The sequence below is a fragment of the Variovorax trehalosi genome, assembly GCF_051216415.1.
In the GTDB taxonomy this organism is placed as follows: Bacteria; Pseudomonadota; Gammaproteobacteria; order Burkholderiales; family Burkholderiaceae_C; genus Variovorax.
On the sequence record NZ_JBPJZG010000001.1, the window covers coordinates 36,839 to 50,603 of the forward strand.

Below are 13,765 nucleotides of genomic sequence, written 5' to 3' on the forward strand. Positions count from 1 at the left end.
AGTCTAAGTAGCGTGGCTGCTTAAAGAACTTCTCGTTGTGCAGCCTGCCGTTCTCCGAACGCGAAACAGCCTGAGTGCAGCGCTGCCAGGCCAAGTCACCTCATCTTGCGCGCCAGCTTCGGTGTTCCCGCTTCCCTAATCCAGATCGAGTCCTGCCCACCAACCCAAAATAATGCGCGCGACCAAATAAGGCTGCTCTACGATTGGCGTGTGGCCAGCGTCCGCAATACTTGCGAACAGCGTTCCAGGCCGGTCGACGGCCATTACTGCCGAATCCCGAGCGGGACGAATTTTGTCTTCTGTTCCAGCAAGTACTAGTACAGGTGAACGAATGCTTGAGAACGAGGTTCTCATGTCAGGCCGGGACTGAATCGCTAGGGCTGTATCCACCATTCCAGGTCCAGCGTTTTCGAAATGTTTTTTCCAACGATCCACAAGTGCTTGCTGCATCTTCAAGGTTGAATTGCCGAACATAGCTGCTGCTATCGCTGAAGCGACTCTGTCGCCTCGCTCAGATTCAAGCATCTTGATCAAAGGCTCCTGACCTGTTGGATTTGACTCCGGCTGGTGGGTAGTGCCGACGAGAACAAGGGAATCGAAAAGCCCCGGTCTAGCGCTTGCAGCGAGAATGCCCACGTAGGCCCCCATCGAGCTACCTATAAATTTGACGGGGGTCCCGCGATACCTCGATTCAACATAGGCAATGAAGTCGCTTGCAAGGAGTTGAATCGTTATGAGGTCTTCGCCTTTTGGAATTCCATTTTGCCCGCGGTAGGTGGGCGTATCAATGGAACCTTTGGCCAGCTGGCTTTCGAGTTCGGAGAACATGGAGCCGTCGAAGAACGCAGAGTGAAGCCCGACGACTGCAGTTTGACCACGGCACAGCATTCTCGATGCCATGTCAATCTAGGAGCGCAGAGATCTGTGAAACTCCTCGTCGTCCAGCGTAAAAGTGACGGCTAAGATTGCCGCCAGATAGCTGTATTGTCGAAAACCCATGCACAGACCAGTGGCAGTCGGCGTGAACAATGATTCACCTGGGCCTACTGATGCTCCCCGTGCCGAAGCCGCGCTTGCTGAGATATTCGAGAAGTGAACTTCCGCAACGGGCTTGCCTACTTCTTGAAGGATTTGGCGAACCGCTTGCCCCGTTGTGGTCAAGCCAGCGGGATTGATCACGAATGCATCGACGCGCTCAGCCGCTTCGTGAATGTATTCAAGGATGGCGCCCTCATAATTGGACGAGAAGTTCTCAATATCGACGCCGAGCTGTTTGCCAAATTGCACCACCTGCTGTTTGAGGCTATCAAGTGAGTCGATCTCGCCGTACATTCGTTTATTTCTTCTTCCAAGATACGACATATTCGGTCCGTCGATTACCGCAATGCGGTGTGTTTGATCGCCAACGCGCGTAATGCTAAATGTCTTAGAGTTGCTCATGGATGATGGCCGTAATAGGTGAGTGATCGAATTTAGTGCTCTGCTACTGAGGTTCAAGCCCGGCTTTTTGGACCAAGCCCTTACTCAATTCTCTGCCCCGGATAAACTCCTCTGTCGCTTCTGTGGGGGTGGTAATCCTGATATTGAAGCCGTTGGCATCCATAGCGGCGACTACATCGGGCTGTTGAAACGTAGAGGCCACAGCGGAGTGCGCCTTAGCGATTGAATTGTTGGACATGCCCTTGGGCCCCAAGACGGCTAACCAAGCATCGAATTTGAAGCCCGGAAATTTTTGCTCAGCCAGGGTTGGGATTTCTGGCGCAGCGGTTGCTCTTTGGGGGGTATATACGCCAATAGCACGCAGTGCGCCGCTTCGAATGTGAGGAAGCACGCTGATCAGCGCTGGACTAGCAAAGTCGACTTCTCCACTCAAGAGATCGTTGAGCATTGGTCCAACTCCCTTGTAAGGAATATGTTTGGCGCGCGCCTCGGCTGCACTCAAATACAACTCTGTGGAAAGGTGCAGTGTTGTGCCGTTTCCTCCTGACCCATAGTTCAGTTCGCCGTTTCTCGCTCGCAGCAAGCTAATAAACTCTTGACTGTTTTTTGCATCGATCTTTTTGGGATTGACGACGAGTACCATCGCACCGTCGGCAACAATCGCAACGGGGGTGAAGTCGTCCGGTATTTTGAATGGCATCGACTTCAACATACTGGGCAAAATCACCACGTTGCTCGAAACCACAGAAAGCGTGTTGCCATCCGGAGCGGCGCGCGAAAGCGCCTGCAGCCCCACTATGCCGCCAGCTCCTGGCATGTTCTCCAAAACGACGGGGGCGGCGAGCGCCGTCGAGAGATACCTCTGCGCCACGCGCATTGCACCGTCAACTGCCGACCCCGTAGCGTTCGGCAAGATGATCCGGACGTAGTTTGATTGCGCCAACCCGTGGCCGCTCGCCAGCGCGATCGTTGATAAAGCGACAAACTTTCGGCGCGAGAGTGAATTTCTAAGCATGCTTGTCTCCTAGTTATCCGTATCGAGTGCGCTTTGATCCCGATTAATGGGATAAAGAATCGTTAATCGAGATGATTGCTTGCCTGTGGTGGCTTGTCAATGGGGTTGACAGGGGGCAGAATGCGCTAGGTCTAATCCCGTTAATCGGCAACTTATCCCGTTGATCGGGATTTTGGAACTGCCAAGGGGGACTCATTTGTAGTGCCGCTGTTCCATGCTTCGTTTGCCACCGCCGACCAGAAAGAAAGGCATGGATGCCTTCGTCAACAAACGTAAGGCGGCGTTCACGCACGCCTGACCTTTGCCCCCATTCATGAAAGAGAGCTATGACTGCTAACAATCGCGACATCTTCGTGGTCGGCACCGCCCGCACGGCCATCGGCACTTTCGGCGGTTCGCTCAAGGACGTCCCCAACACCCAGCTGGCCACCACCGCGGTGAAGGCGGCGCTCGAGCGCAGCGGCGTCGCGCTCGACGCCATCGGCCACGTGGTCATGGGCAATGTGATTCCCACCGACGTGAAGGATGCTTACCTGAGTCGCGTGGCCGCCATTGACGCGGGCTGCCCGATCGAGACGCCGGCCTTCAACGTCAACCGCCTCTGCGGCTCGGGCCTGCAGGCGATCGTCTCGGCCGCACAGGCCATTGCGCTCGGCGACTGCGACATCGCGATCGGCGGGGGCTCCGAGTCGATGAGCCGCGGCCCGTACTTCGACACGGCGGCGCGCCACGGCGCGCGCATGGGCGATGCGGTGCTGGTCGACTACATGCTTGGCATCCTGCACGACCCCTGGGAGAAGATCCACATGGGCATCACGGCCGAGAACGTGGCGGCGCGCTACGGCATCACGCGCGAGCAGATGGACGCGCTGGCCGCCACGAGCCAGCAGCGCGCGGCCGCGGCCATTGCGGCGGGCCGTTTCAAGGAACAGATCGTTCCGGTCGAGGTCAAGACGCGCAAGGGCGTCGTGCTGTTCGACACCGATGAGCATGTGCGCGCTGACACCACGGCCGAGGCGCTCTCGAAGATGAAGCCCGCGTTCAAGAAGGACGGCCTCGTGACCGCCGGCAATGCCTCGGGCATCAACGACGGTGCCGCGGCCGTGGTGCTGGCCGAGGGCGCCCGCGTGAAGGCGCTCGGACTCAAGCCGCTCGCGCGGCTGGTCGGCTACGCGCACGCGGGCGTCGAGCCGGCGTACATGGGCATCGGCCCGGTGCCGGCCACGCACAAGGTGCTGGCACGCACGGGGCTCAAGGTGAGCGACCTGGACGTCATCGAATCGAACGAAGCCTTCGCCGCGCAGGCCTGCGCCGTGATCCAGCAGTTGGACTTCGATCCGGCCAAGGTGAACCCGAACGGCTCGGGCATTTCGCTGGGCCATCCGGTCGGTGCCACCGGCGCGATCATCACGACCAAGGCCATCGCCGAGTTGCATCGCACCGGTGCCCGCTACGCCCTGGTGACGATGTGCATCGGCGGCGGGCAGGGGATCGCAGCGATATTCGAACGCGTTTGAGGGCTTGGCGTTGAAATCCCGATGAACAAGAGGCTATGGCCATGAAGTTCATCGTGATGGCCTCTGCGCCGAGGAAGGTCTGGTAGCACTGCAGGGCATAGTCGCCTGTTATGGCTCACCGAACCTGAGCTTTTGCTCACTCCCGCCGATCCAATGCAACTTTCAAAACCATCGTAGTTAACCGGCAGGATTAGAAGCCGGCGCTACGAATGTTTAATTGAACTGGATGTTTCTTTCCTTGGCCAACTCATTCCAGCGTTTTTCTTCTCTTTTTACCAGTGCCCCCGTTTCTTCCGGACTGCCGACATTGGAGATTTTAATGCCGCCAAAAGATTTCAGTTTTGTAAAAAACTCGGGATCTTGTTTTGCGTGATCAATAGCCTTGTTCAGCTGCAGAATATCTTCCTTTGGAGTGTCTTTCCGCGCTAGCAGTACATATGTGAACATTGCTTCGAAACCTTTGAGTCCTCCTTCTTGTAGAGTCGGCACTTGTGGCAATTCAATCGTCCGCTCAAGCCCAGTCGACCCAAGAACTCTTAGCTTTCCACTAGCCACAAATTCATAGGCTGAGACTGGAACCATTGAGTAGTCCAGTCGACCAGCCGTAAGGTCTAAAAGGACAGCCTGCCCAGAGTTATATGGCACATGGTTGGATTTGGCGCCGATTTCTGCATTCAGCTGTTCGGTGAATAGGTGGAGTGGACTACCGACTCCCGCTGACCCGTAGCTATATTTTCCCGGATTCGCTTTCAACTCGGCCATGAATTCTTTAAAATTTTTCACAGGAAAATTCGGCCCGACTGCAAGCAAGGCTTGCACCGTCAGGAGCGATGCAACTGGAGCAAAGTCCGACAGACCGGCGAAGGGCAGATTGCTCTTAAGCGCCGGCGGAATCACGGATGGCATTGCTGCCAAAAAGAGGGTTTTACTGACAAGCTGCGCGCGAGCAACATAAGAGGCCGCAACGATTTGGTTTGCGCCGGTTTTGTTTTCGATAATTATCGGAACGTTCAAATTCTTGCCAAGTTCGACACCCAAAGATCGCGCCATCACATCGGCCAACGATCCGGCAGCATATGCAACCACGATTGAGAGCGGTTTATCACCTTGCGCACGGGCAGCAAGTGGAGAAATTAAAGTTGCTAAGCTGCCAGCAAGGATGATTTTGCGGCGGTTAGTGCGAAAATCGGGTTGGAAAGAAGTCATGCTGTCTCCAATTTCAAATTTACCGTTGCGAGATTGGGTTATCGCATTCAAGCAGCTCCATAAGCATAGTAATGCTGTTGAAAAATGCTACAAATGCTTGATAAGAATCTCGGCAAGCTCGTCAGCATTTGATAATGGAAGCAGATGGTGGGCCCCTTCAATGAAAATAGGCCCGGTCTTTACACCCGCTACCTTCTTCAAATCGTGCACAATTGCTGGTGTTGCAGAAGCATCTGAACTGCCTCCAATGCAGATTGAACGCAGCTCGTTGCTCAGCGGAGGAATGGGTTCAAAACTTGCCATTGCCCGCCAGCTTGCGGCCCAGACCTCTGGCCGCAGCGCGAGTAGCTGGTCACGCGCATACCGCACCCAATCTTGGTTGGTTGCTATGTCTATTTCAGAAAACCAGCGCCTGATCGTCTCGTCTTCAACTGCCACCATCCCCCCGGCCAGGGCTGGCGACCCCCTACTTGCGAGTGCTGCAACAGGATTCGGTCCTCCAGCGACCAGGGCGACACTCGTCCAACGGTGGGGATCCAGAGATGCCGCAATGCGTGCCACTGACGAGCCCATTGAGGCACCCAACAGTCGCGCTTTCTCGACTTGCAATGCATCGAGCATGTCAAGAACGTCCTGAGCCATTCCTTCGAGGGAAATTGAAGCTTCATCCGCAGTGGAAGCCCCATGTCCCCTGAGGTCTGGGGCGAGGATCCAAGATGCCCTGCGGCGTGCCATGGCAGCTGCCAGCCAGCGAAAAGAGGATCCTTCAACACCGAGGGAGTGCAGTAGAACAAGGGGAATCGGGTCATCTGCTGAGACGCCCCATTCATGCATCCTGGTTGTCCCAGACGGCAGCCTCACGAATCGTTGACTCATGCGCGCCCCAAAATTTCTTCAGTGTGCTCGCCAAGCCGAGGAGGGAAGTCGTGCTTAGTTCGACCAGACGGCGAGAAGCGCAGTGGATCGCCCGGCACAACGATTACCTGCTCGTCTCGCGGACTCTGCACCTCAAGACGCATACCGCGCTGAACCACTTGTGGATTCTTGAAGACGCCATTGAGGTCATCAACGATCGCAGCCGGCACCTGTGCGGCAATCAAAGCATCAAGGACTTCTGTCCCTTCTCGACTGGCAAAGGCCGCATCGAGGATGTTGATCAATTCCGCTCGGTTCTCGTACCTGACCTTGAAGTCCTTGAATCGGGGGTCGTCAACGAGTTCCGGCATTCCCAAGACCGCTACGAGGCTTCGGAACATTCCTGCTGTATTTGCGGTGACTGCAATCACCATTCCGTCGCGACTACGAAAGCATCGGTAGCTGGGAATGGAGTCGTGTGAGCTTCCTTGCCGGCCCGGAAGGGGCCCGCCTTGCAGATAGCTCGCCGCGTGGTACGACAGCATTGCTACCTGCACGTCCAGCATCGACACGTCAACGGTACGTCCCACCCCAGTTTGTCGCGCCTCCAAAAGGGCGGAAAGAAGCCCGATGACGGCGTACAACCCGGCGCATAAGTCACCGACTGGAATGCCTGCCCGAACCGGCTCACCACTTGGGGTGCCAGTAAGGCTCATAACCCCGGACATGGCTTGAACGATCATGTCGTATGCCGGTCGGTCACGCAGTGGACCATCTTGGCCAAAGCCCGAGATACTCGCCCAAACAAGCGAAGGTTTTCGGGAGCGGGCTGAATGCTCGTCCAAACCCAGCTGGGCGAGTTTCCCCGGCCGAAAGTTTTCAACCACCGCGTCTGCCTCATCGATGATCCGGGTAGCTGCAGCAACGCCGGCTGCACTCTTTAAGTCCAGTACGACAGACTTTTTGTTGCGATTAGCGCTTCCGAAATAGGTACTTGAGCCGTCGACGAAGCTGGGCGGCACCGAGCGCGACATATCTCCCTCCGGTGGTTCGATCTTGATCACCTCTGCGCCAAGGTCGCCGAGAATTTGAGTTGCGAACGGTCCAGAAAGAAAAGACGTGAAATCGGCAATGCGTACGCCGTTGAGAGGGCCTTGCGTTTTGGTCATGTGATCAGCTTTTCAAGAGGGTTACGGCGCATGCGCCATGCTCGAAATTAGCGACGCCTCCGCCGGTCACGTGGGCAAGACCCACACGGGCATTCGTCACCTGGTGCGCGCCACTTCTGCCTTGAAGTTGGCGTGCAATCTCAGCGATCTGGGCGACGCCGCTGGCAGCCACCGGATGTCCGCGAGACATGAGACCCCCAGAAGGGTTGACTACTTGTTTTCCTCCTAACGAAGTCGATCCGCTGCGAAGTAGAGCAAGAGCCTCTCCTGGTTTGCAAAACTGAAACGCCTCGTAGTACATCAACTCGGCGATCGAAAACGAGTCGTGAATCTCGGCGACATCGATGTCTTTAGGATCGACGCCAGTCGATTCGTACAGCTCTTTGGCCGAAAGTGTTGAAACGTGAGACGTTGTCATCGAGTAAGGGCCGGGCTCATACTTGCCAGAATGAAGCCCTGATCCAGCGATCTGCACGGGACGAAGTCCGCTGGACGCTTTTTTGAGCAGTCTTTCCGAACCAAGTACTACCGCTGCGGCGCCGTCACCAGTTGGACAACAGTGGAGCAGCCGAAACGGATCTGCGATCTCGCGTGATGAGTTCACCTCATCTAGCGTCACCGGCTTTTGGAAGAACTGCGCTAGCGGATTGCGCGCACCGTGTGCTCTTGCTTTCACCGTGACTTCGGAAAAGCTCCGGGCATCAAGTCCATATTCATGCATGTAACGGCGCGCCCGCATCGCATAGAGGACTGGCATGCTAAGGCCGTTGATAGCATCCCAATCCTCACGATTGAGTGGCAATGCGCCGCCACCGAGTTTGGAGAGCATGTCAACGCCGATGACAACAGCCGCCTCGGCGCGACCACTTGCGATCCGAGCGGCTGCTTCTTGTACTCCGACTGCGCTACTGGAGCAGGCATCTTCGACGTTGATGATGGGAATCCCAGAGAGGCCAAGTTGTCCTAGAACTTGCTGACCAATCATTGAGCCGCCGAACACCGATGACGCGTAGGCCACGTCAATGTCCTGGTGTTCGAGGTTGCCTTCTTGAAGTGCCTCAAGCACAGCGGGCGCAGCGAATTGCTTGTGCGTCAGGTGAGGAAACCGGCCGAACTTCTGAATCCCCGTTCCGAGAACATAGACCGCGCGATTCATTCAGTCGCCCTTTCGTCCGATGGTGCAAACGCAAAGCATGGGCCGCTGCCAGGCGGCTGTATAGCCGTCAGCGTGACCCGAGTGCCGCAACTTGGCCTTTGCTGCTCTGAACTCGTTAGGCGCCCGAAAACTCTAACCTGCTCTGGCAAGTCGACGTAGCCGACGAAATGCTTTTCGCCAGCAAATACTTGCGAAGAAAAGCTATATAGAACGCCGTTCCCGGACAGCTCTGTGAGCTGGATATTTCGCGACCAGCATTGCGGACAAATTTCCGAAGCTGGAAAGTTGTTGTACCCGCAGGCCAAGCAGTGAGAACAGGCGAAAGGAGGCGGAGGCGGCTCTCCAACCGTCTTGGCACTCGGCGCGTCCTTGGTGGATATGGAGCTAGTAGTCATCGAAGTGCACCTGGTGCCTTAGCGACCCGTGAATCGCGGCGGGCGACCCTCAGCGTGTGCCTGAGTTGCCTCGGTCACGTCACTGCTGTACTCAACAGCAGCTCGGAGAGCATCGGATAAGAGTCGCGAGCTCGAAAACCCGGAGTTCATACGGGCATTGACAACTCGTTTAGCGCCACGAATTGCAAGTGGACCGTTGGCGACGATCTGTTTTGCAAGCTTCATCACTTCCGGCATCAGTTCTTCGGCTGGATAAACCGCACTCACAAAGCCGATGCTCTGCAATTCCGACGCTAATACCCGACGCCCTGTAGCAATGATCTCAAGCGCGCGGGCACGCCCCACAATGCTTGGCAACCGGACTGGCCCGCCTGCGCCTGGAAATCCTCCCCAAGCCGCTTCTGGAAGACTCATGGATCCCGTATCGGAAATTACTCTAATGTCGCAGGACATGCTTAGTTCGGCTGCGCCGGCACGCGCCTCGCCGTTTATTGCCGAGATAACGATTTGCGGCAGCGCCTCGATATCATCGAGGAGCCTATTAACCCACTTGAGCATTCCGACGATGTCTTCTTTCGATAGTTCTTTTCGAATGGTGGGACTCAAAGCGCCGCTAGAAAAGAATTCACTGCCCGAACCCGTAATGATTAGGACATGTGTCGCTTCATCTTTCTCCAAGTCCCTAACGAGCTGTAGAAGGTTTTTCCAAACGTCGGGTGTGAGGCGGTTTCCGTTTGACGGTCCTTGCAAAGTCAATGTCACGATGCCTGGTTCGCGTTTGATATCTAGCAGAGTTTGAGACATGGAAAGTGGCTTTCAGAAGTTGACGTGATCAAGGATGTATGACGGGCGGGATCAGCCTAAGAAGCTCAACTCTGGAGCCCTCGAGTTCGATGGACCGGATTGAGCTTTGCGCTGTTTATAATCCCGAATAACGGGATGACATCCCATTTAACAGTAATTTTGCTTCATGCTCGTTGCTTGTCATTAGTGGTTTCCCTGGTCCAAACGGATGCCAAGGGCCTTGCAAGCTCGCGCGTGCGTCCTGCCCACTCCTCTATAGTTAGCTTTTCAACCATCAGACGAGCAGGGCGAAACTGTCGCCCTATGTAGCCGTCAGCAGCGACCAATGAACAGTGAAAAAGCTATGACCGGGACGGTCGCGCGAGTCGCCCTGTTGCTCAAAGTGTTGGCAGAGGCCGAGGGTGATCTTTCGGTGGCGCAGGTGAGCGAAAAGATGAAGCTGCCAACATCGACAGGCCACCGGCTCCTCGGACTGCTCGTCGAAACTGGACTCGCGGAGCGAGGAGGGCGGGCAGGTAGCTACCGCCTCAGTTTTGAATTTCTCCGCCTAAGCGGATTGGTTGTTGGCCGCATCGACGTCACCGCCGTTGCTGAACCTTTTATGAAAACGGTTGCCAGTGCGACAGGGGAAACATGCATTTTTAACCTCTACAGACCCTCTGACGGAATGGGGATGATTGCAAAGATAGTTCATGGACGTCATCCCTTAAGGTATGAATCTCAACCATTTCAAATCGCACCTTTGGCATTTGGAGCAACCGGGCGGGCTATCCTTGCATTCCTACCTCGGGAAAGCGCTCAGAAGAGTCTGGATGTGGCAGGCGTTTCCCCCACATCCGGTATGCCGGTCGATTTCCAGATCCTGGAATCTGAACTCGCTGAAATCAGGAAAAAAGGCTATGCACTTACAAAAGGTCAGCGAATCCCTGGCGCTGTTGGGTTAGGCGCCCCTGTATTTAATGGTGCGGGGCTTGTCGTGGGAGCACTCTGTATTAGCTTGCCAGAAACTCGTTTCGATGATTCGAAGGAGCTTGAACTTGCAAATACGATGGTCGAACAGGCCAGGAAGATGAGCGAAGTTCTAGGCTATATGCCAAATCGAGCCGACTAGTCGTTTCGAGCACGCTATTGGGCAGAATACGCAGCACCTTGTGCAGGGGCCAACCCACGGGTTGCAATACGAGACGATTTGGGTCCAGGAATCGATAGCAAATGCTGCGCGTTGGCCCTTGCCCATGAAAGCAGTGCCGTGAAGATGTCCAGCGGCACAACAGGTGCATAGACTTGGTCGTTGCCACGGGCGACTTTTCCGCTGCCCAAAGTTAACTAGGCAAGCGCTTCGAACAAGCCTGCCAGACCGCGTTTGCATCACGCATTCGGGGGCAAACCCTAGGATGCCGCTCGTCCGGGCACTCAATGCTGCGCCGTTCTTTAGGGCCACGCCGTCCTCGCGAACGGCGAACGGCCGGCTGCAAAAAGGGAAGCTTTGCACTGCCCTAAGGACTCTACATTTCGAGCTGCCGCGCAGCTGCGGAAAAGATGTGGGGCGTCGTCGTCGCACCGCTGCATGCGTCAAGTGACACCCACTTTTCAGGACACCTGCAGCGCTAGGCCAGTGTTTAGGCGTCGCCCAAGGCGTGCCGATTTAAAAGATATCACGAAGCAGTCCTGCTCAACTGCACACGTGAACATAACGAAAGAGACAAGATGCTACAGAAGTTTTTTCACTCTGGCCGTCGGTATGCAGCTGTGGCCGTGCTGACTTGCCTGCCTTTGGCGATGACTGCAACGGCATCCGCACAGGCTACAAGGAGCGGGCAACTTCGCCTCATCGTTCCAAATCAAGCAGGGTCGGGCAACGACGCCTTTGCGAGGGCAATTTCGGGCGCTATGAACGCTGCGTTCAAGCTCCCGGTTGTGATTGACAACATCCCTGGTTCAGGGGGAATGATCGGCACGCAGCAGATTGCGCGTGCGCCAAAGGACGGCTCTGTCCTGGGTCTGGTCTCCTCAAATTTAGTCATCAATCCCTTCATCTACAAGTCCGCACCATTCGATGTATCCCGAGACATCACGCTCGTTTCGGTCGTGGCTTCTGGGCCACTTGCTTTAGTCACCAACCCAAAGAAGATGAGCGCCCAAAGCACTAAGGAACTGATCGCCGAGTTGAAGGCCGATCCGAAGCGGTTCTCTTATGGCTCCGCAGGCAATGGAACGGCGCTGCACTTGGCGGCTGAACACGTCCTTAACGAAGCGGGTGTGCAGATCCAACACATTCCTTACAAAGGGGCGTCAGCAGAGTTGACCGACATCATGAGCGGGCAGGTCGATTTCGGAATGTTGCCGCTGGTCATGATCGAGCAGCAGGTTAAGGCTGGAAGATTGCGCGCTATTGCGATTACGTCGCCGAAGCGGAGTTCATTCATGCCCGACATCCCGACTTTCGCAGAGAGCGGATTGCCAGGTGTCAACCTCGATTCCTGGATTGCAGTGATTGGGCCAGCAGGGATGCCAGCGCCTGTCGTCGCGGACACGTATCGACGAATTCAGAAAGCACTCTCGACGCCGGAGGTGCGCACCTATCAGCAATCACAAGGGAGCCTGCCCCCAACTCTAACGCTTGAGCAGTCGCGCGACTTCCTAATGAGCGAACTGGATAAACACGGCAAGCTGGTTAAGCGTACTGGCGCAGCGGTGGACTAGCTATGGACTACGCAACGCGTATTCCTGCCTCTTATTTTCACTATCGTTAGAAAAAACATGCTTCATCTGAACAGTTCGTACATCTCAGGTGCCTGGCGGCAGAGTGCTACAGACGCGCCCACCATTTCGGTTGTCAATCCCGCTACCGGCGAGGTTATAGGAACAGTTAGCCAGGCTTCCGCCGCCGAAGTAAACCAAGCAGTCGAGGCTGCTGCAGCAGCGTTCAACCGATACTCACAAACTTCGCTGCAAGAGCGCCTTGGCTACCTACAGGCTATCGTGGCGGGCTACGAAAAGCGAATGGAGGACATGGCCCGCGCCATTACGCAGGATATGGGTGCTCCATACGCAAGTTTGTCGGTCAAGATGCAAGCTGCAATCGGGCTCGGACATTTTGCGACGGCTCTCCAGATTGCTCAGACCTACCCGTGGCGAGAGCCTCATGGATCCACGCTAGTGGTAAGAGAGCCCGTGGGTGTCTGCGCTTTGATTACGCCGTGGAACTGGCCAATGAACCAGATCGCTTGCAAGGTTGCTCCTGCACTGGTCAGCGGATGCACGATCGTTTTGAAGCCCAGTGAGTTGGCGCCAGCCTCTGCAAACGTTTTTGCCGAAATACTGCACGACGCGAAGCTGCCGGCTGGTGTCTTCAACATGGTGCATGGCAAAGGCGAAGACATCGGCCCAATTCTCTCCGCCCATCCGTTGGTTGATATGGTGTCGCTCACAGGATCGCAGCGTGCTGGAAGCTCCGTGTCTTCCTTCGCCGCAGCGTCGGTAAAAAAGGTTTCGCTCGAACTGGGCGGGAAGTCGGCCAACATCATCCTGCGGGACGCAAATCTTGAAGAAGCTGTGACGCACGGCGTTATGGCAATGATGCACAACAGCGGTCAGAGTTGCAACGCGCCGTCGCGAATGCTTGTGCCTGCAGACCTTCTTGAGGACGCTGAACGCATTGCAGCAGCCGCTGCCAACAAGCTCGTAGTTGGAGATCCGATGAGCAGCGAGACGGACATTGGTCCAATCGCCAATGAGCGGCAGTACGAACGCGTTCAGGTTTTGATCCAGAAAGGTATCGACGAAGGCGCACATCTTGTTGCTGGAGGGCTTGGACGGCCTGGTGGGCTGGACCGAGGGTTTTACGCAAAACCAACTGTGTTCAGCCGAGCGAACAACAGCATGACGATCGCGCGCGAGGAGATCTTCGGACCGGTGTTGACCATCATTCCCTACGAAGATGAAGAAAGTGCGATTTCCATTGCCAACGACAGTCCGTATGGTCTGTCTGGATACGTGTATGGCGGCTCGCTTGATCGAGCGAGCAAAGTTGCCTTGCGGCTGCGCACTGGCATGGTCCATCTAAACGGAGCCCCTCCAGATCTGGCTGCGCCTTTTGGCGGATACAAACAGTCCGGCGTCGGCCGCGAGTGGGGTCGGGCAGGTTTCGATGAATTCGTTGAGACGAAAGCCGTTATGGGCGCGCAGTTGGGCGGCACCTGAAGCTC

At 55.9% G+C, this 13,765-nt stretch carries 13 protein-coding genes; 4 read left to right on the plus strand and 9 right to left on the minus strand.

Annotation, left to right across the window (positions count from 1 at the left end; all coding sequences use genetic code 11):
• Positions 1 to 135 precede the first annotated feature (135 nt).
• Genes ACSFA7_RS00180 through ACSFA7_RS00190 form a run of 3 tightly spaced genes read right to left on the minus strand, consistent with a single transcriptional unit; the run spans position 136 to position 2,455 of the window.
• Entirely contained in the window at positions 136 to 900 is a 765-nt protein-coding gene (locus ACSFA7_RS00180; protein ID WP_435497532.1) for an alpha/beta fold hydrolase, read from the minus strand.
• Positions 901 to 906: 6 nt separating this feature from the next.
• Complete coding sequence (locus tag ACSFA7_RS00185) at positions 907 to 1,440, minus strand: type II 3-dehydroquinate dehydratase (RefSeq protein ID WP_435497533.1); 534 nt, start codon at positions 1,438 to 1,440, stop codon at positions 907 to 909.
• 43 nt (positions 1,441 to 1,483) lie between these two features.
• Positions 1,484 to 2,455 carry a Bug family tripartite tricarboxylate transporter substrate binding protein gene (locus ACSFA7_RS00190; RefSeq protein ID WP_435497534.1) on the minus strand — a complete coding sequence of 324 codons (972 nt, stop codon included), beginning with the start codon at positions 2,453 to 2,455 and terminating at the stop codon, positions 1,484 to 1,486.
• Positions 2,456 to 2,781: 326 nt separating this feature from the next.
• On the opposite strand from ACSFA7_RS00190, the gene ACSFA7_RS00195 reads away from it, so the two are divergent.
• Positions 2,782 to 3,972, plus strand: coding sequence for an acetyl-CoA C-acyltransferase family protein (locus tag ACSFA7_RS00195; RefSeq protein WP_435497535.1), 1,191 nt, complete (start codon positions 2,782 to 2,784; stop codon positions 3,970 to 3,972).
• Positions 3,973 to 4,185: 213 nt separating this feature from the next.
• Here ACSFA7_RS00195 and ACSFA7_RS00200 read toward each other — a convergent pair whose 3' ends face one another.
• The 6 genes from ACSFA7_RS00200 to ACSFA7_RS00225 form a co-directional block, all read right to left on the minus strand.
• Positions 4,186 to 5,178 carry a Bug family tripartite tricarboxylate transporter substrate binding protein gene (locus ACSFA7_RS00200; RefSeq protein WP_435497536.1) on the minus strand — a complete coding sequence of 331 codons (993 nt, stop codon included), beginning with the start codon at positions 5,176 to 5,178 and terminating at the stop codon, positions 4,186 to 4,188.
• An 87-nt stretch (positions 5,179 to 5,265) separates the two neighbouring features.
• Positions 5,266 to 6,054, minus strand: coding sequence for an alpha/beta fold hydrolase (locus tag ACSFA7_RS00205; RefSeq protein WP_435497537.1), 789 nt, complete (start codon positions 6,052 to 6,054; stop codon positions 5,266 to 5,268).
• On the minus strand, positions 6,051 to 7,202 hold the full coding sequence (locus tag ACSFA7_RS00210) for a CaiB/BaiF CoA transferase family protein (protein ID WP_435497538.1): 1,152 nt from the start codon (positions 7,200 to 7,202) through the stop codon (positions 6,051 to 6,053). Before ACSFA7_RS00210 ends, ACSFA7_RS00205 begins: the two co-directional genes overlap by 4 nt.
• Before the next feature lie 4 nt (positions 7,203 to 7,206).
• Positions 7,207 to 8,358, minus strand: a complete 1,152-nt coding sequence (locus ACSFA7_RS00215) for a thiolase family protein (protein ID WP_435497539.1) — start codon at positions 8,356 to 8,358, stop codon at positions 7,207 to 7,209.
• Positions 8,355 to 8,753 (minus strand): Zn-ribbon domain-containing OB-fold protein, encoded by a 399-nt coding sequence (locus tag ACSFA7_RS00220; protein WP_435497540.1) that lies wholly within the window; start codon positions 8,751 to 8,753, stop codon positions 8,355 to 8,357. Before ACSFA7_RS00220 ends, ACSFA7_RS00215 begins: the two co-directional genes overlap by 4 nt.
• A gap of 18 nt (positions 8,754 to 8,771) precedes the next feature.
• Complete coding sequence (locus ACSFA7_RS00225; protein ID WP_435497541.1) at positions 8,772 to 9,557, minus strand: enoyl-CoA hydratase/isomerase family protein; 786 nt, start codon at positions 9,555 to 9,557, stop codon at positions 8,772 to 8,774.
• A gap of 325 nt (positions 9,558 to 9,882) precedes the next feature.
• On the opposite strand from ACSFA7_RS00225, the gene ACSFA7_RS00230 reads away from it, so the two are divergent.
• From ACSFA7_RS00230 to ACSFA7_RS00240, 3 genes are all read left to right on the plus strand, one after another.
• Positions 9,883 to 10,668, plus strand: a complete 786-nt coding sequence (locus ACSFA7_RS00230) for an IclR family transcriptional regulator (RefSeq protein ID WP_435497542.1) — start codon at positions 9,883 to 9,885, stop codon at positions 10,666 to 10,668.
• A gap of 596 nt (positions 10,669 to 11,264) precedes the next feature.
• Positions 11,265 to 12,260 carry a Bug family tripartite tricarboxylate transporter substrate binding protein gene (locus tag ACSFA7_RS00235; protein WP_435497543.1) on the plus strand — a complete coding sequence of 332 codons (996 nt, stop codon included), beginning with the start codon at positions 11,265 to 11,267 and terminating at the stop codon, positions 12,258 to 12,260.
• Positions 12,261 to 12,317: 57 nt separating this feature from the next.
• Positions 12,318 to 13,760, plus strand: coding sequence for an aldehyde dehydrogenase family protein (locus ACSFA7_RS00240; protein WP_435497544.1), 1,443 nt, complete (start codon positions 12,318 to 12,320; stop codon positions 13,758 to 13,760).
• Positions 13,761 to 13,765 lie beyond the last annotated feature (5 nt).

Bases quoted from the DNA above. Each gene is read 5' to 3' on its own strand.
- ACSFA7_RS00180 (WP_435497532.1), bottom strand. From the start codon at position 900: ATGGCATCGAGAATGCTGTGCCGTGGTCAAACTGCAGTCGTCGGGCTT.
- ACSFA7_RS00185 (WP_435497533.1), bottom strand. From the start codon at position 1,440: ATGAGCAACTCTAAGACATTTAGCATTACGCGCGTTGGCGATCAAACA.
- ACSFA7_RS00190 (WP_435497534.1), bottom strand. From the start codon at position 2,455: ATGCTTAGAAATTCACTCTCGCGCCGAAAGTTTGTCGCTTTATCAACG.
- ACSFA7_RS00195 (WP_435497535.1), top strand. From the start codon at position 2,782: ATGACTGCTAACAATCGCGACATCTTCGTGGTCGGCACCGCCCGCACG.
- ACSFA7_RS00200 (WP_435497536.1), bottom strand. From the start codon at position 5,178: ATGACTTCTTTCCAACCCGATTTTCGCACTAACCGCCGCAAAATCATC.
- ACSFA7_RS00205 (WP_435497537.1), bottom strand. From the start codon at position 6,054: ATGAGTCAACGATTCGTGAGGCTGCCGTCTGGGACAACCAGGATGCAT.
- ACSFA7_RS00210 (WP_435497538.1), bottom strand. From the start codon at position 7,202: ATGACCAAAACGCAAGGCCCTCTCAACGGCGTACGCATTGCCGATTTC.
- ACSFA7_RS00215 (WP_435497539.1), bottom strand. From the start codon at position 8,358: ATGAATCGCGCGGTCTATGTTCTCGGAACGGGGATTCAGAAGTTCGGC.
- ACSFA7_RS00220 (WP_435497540.1), bottom strand. From the start codon at position 8,753: ATGACTACTAGCTCCATATCCACCAAGGACGCGCCGAGTGCCAAGACG.
- ACSFA7_RS00225 (WP_435497541.1), bottom strand. From the start codon at position 9,557: ATGTCTCAAACTCTGCTAGATATCAAACGCGAACCAGGCATCGTGACA.
- ACSFA7_RS00230 (WP_435497542.1), top strand. From the start codon at position 9,883: ATGAACAGTGAAAAAGCTATGACCGGGACGGTCGCGCGAGTCGCCCTG.
- ACSFA7_RS00235 (WP_435497543.1), top strand. From the start codon at position 11,265: ATGCTACAGAAGTTTTTTCACTCTGGCCGTCGGTATGCAGCTGTGGCC.
- ACSFA7_RS00240 (WP_435497544.1), top strand. From the start codon at position 12,318: ATGCTTCATCTGAACAGTTCGTACATCTCAGGTGCCTGGCGGCAGAGT.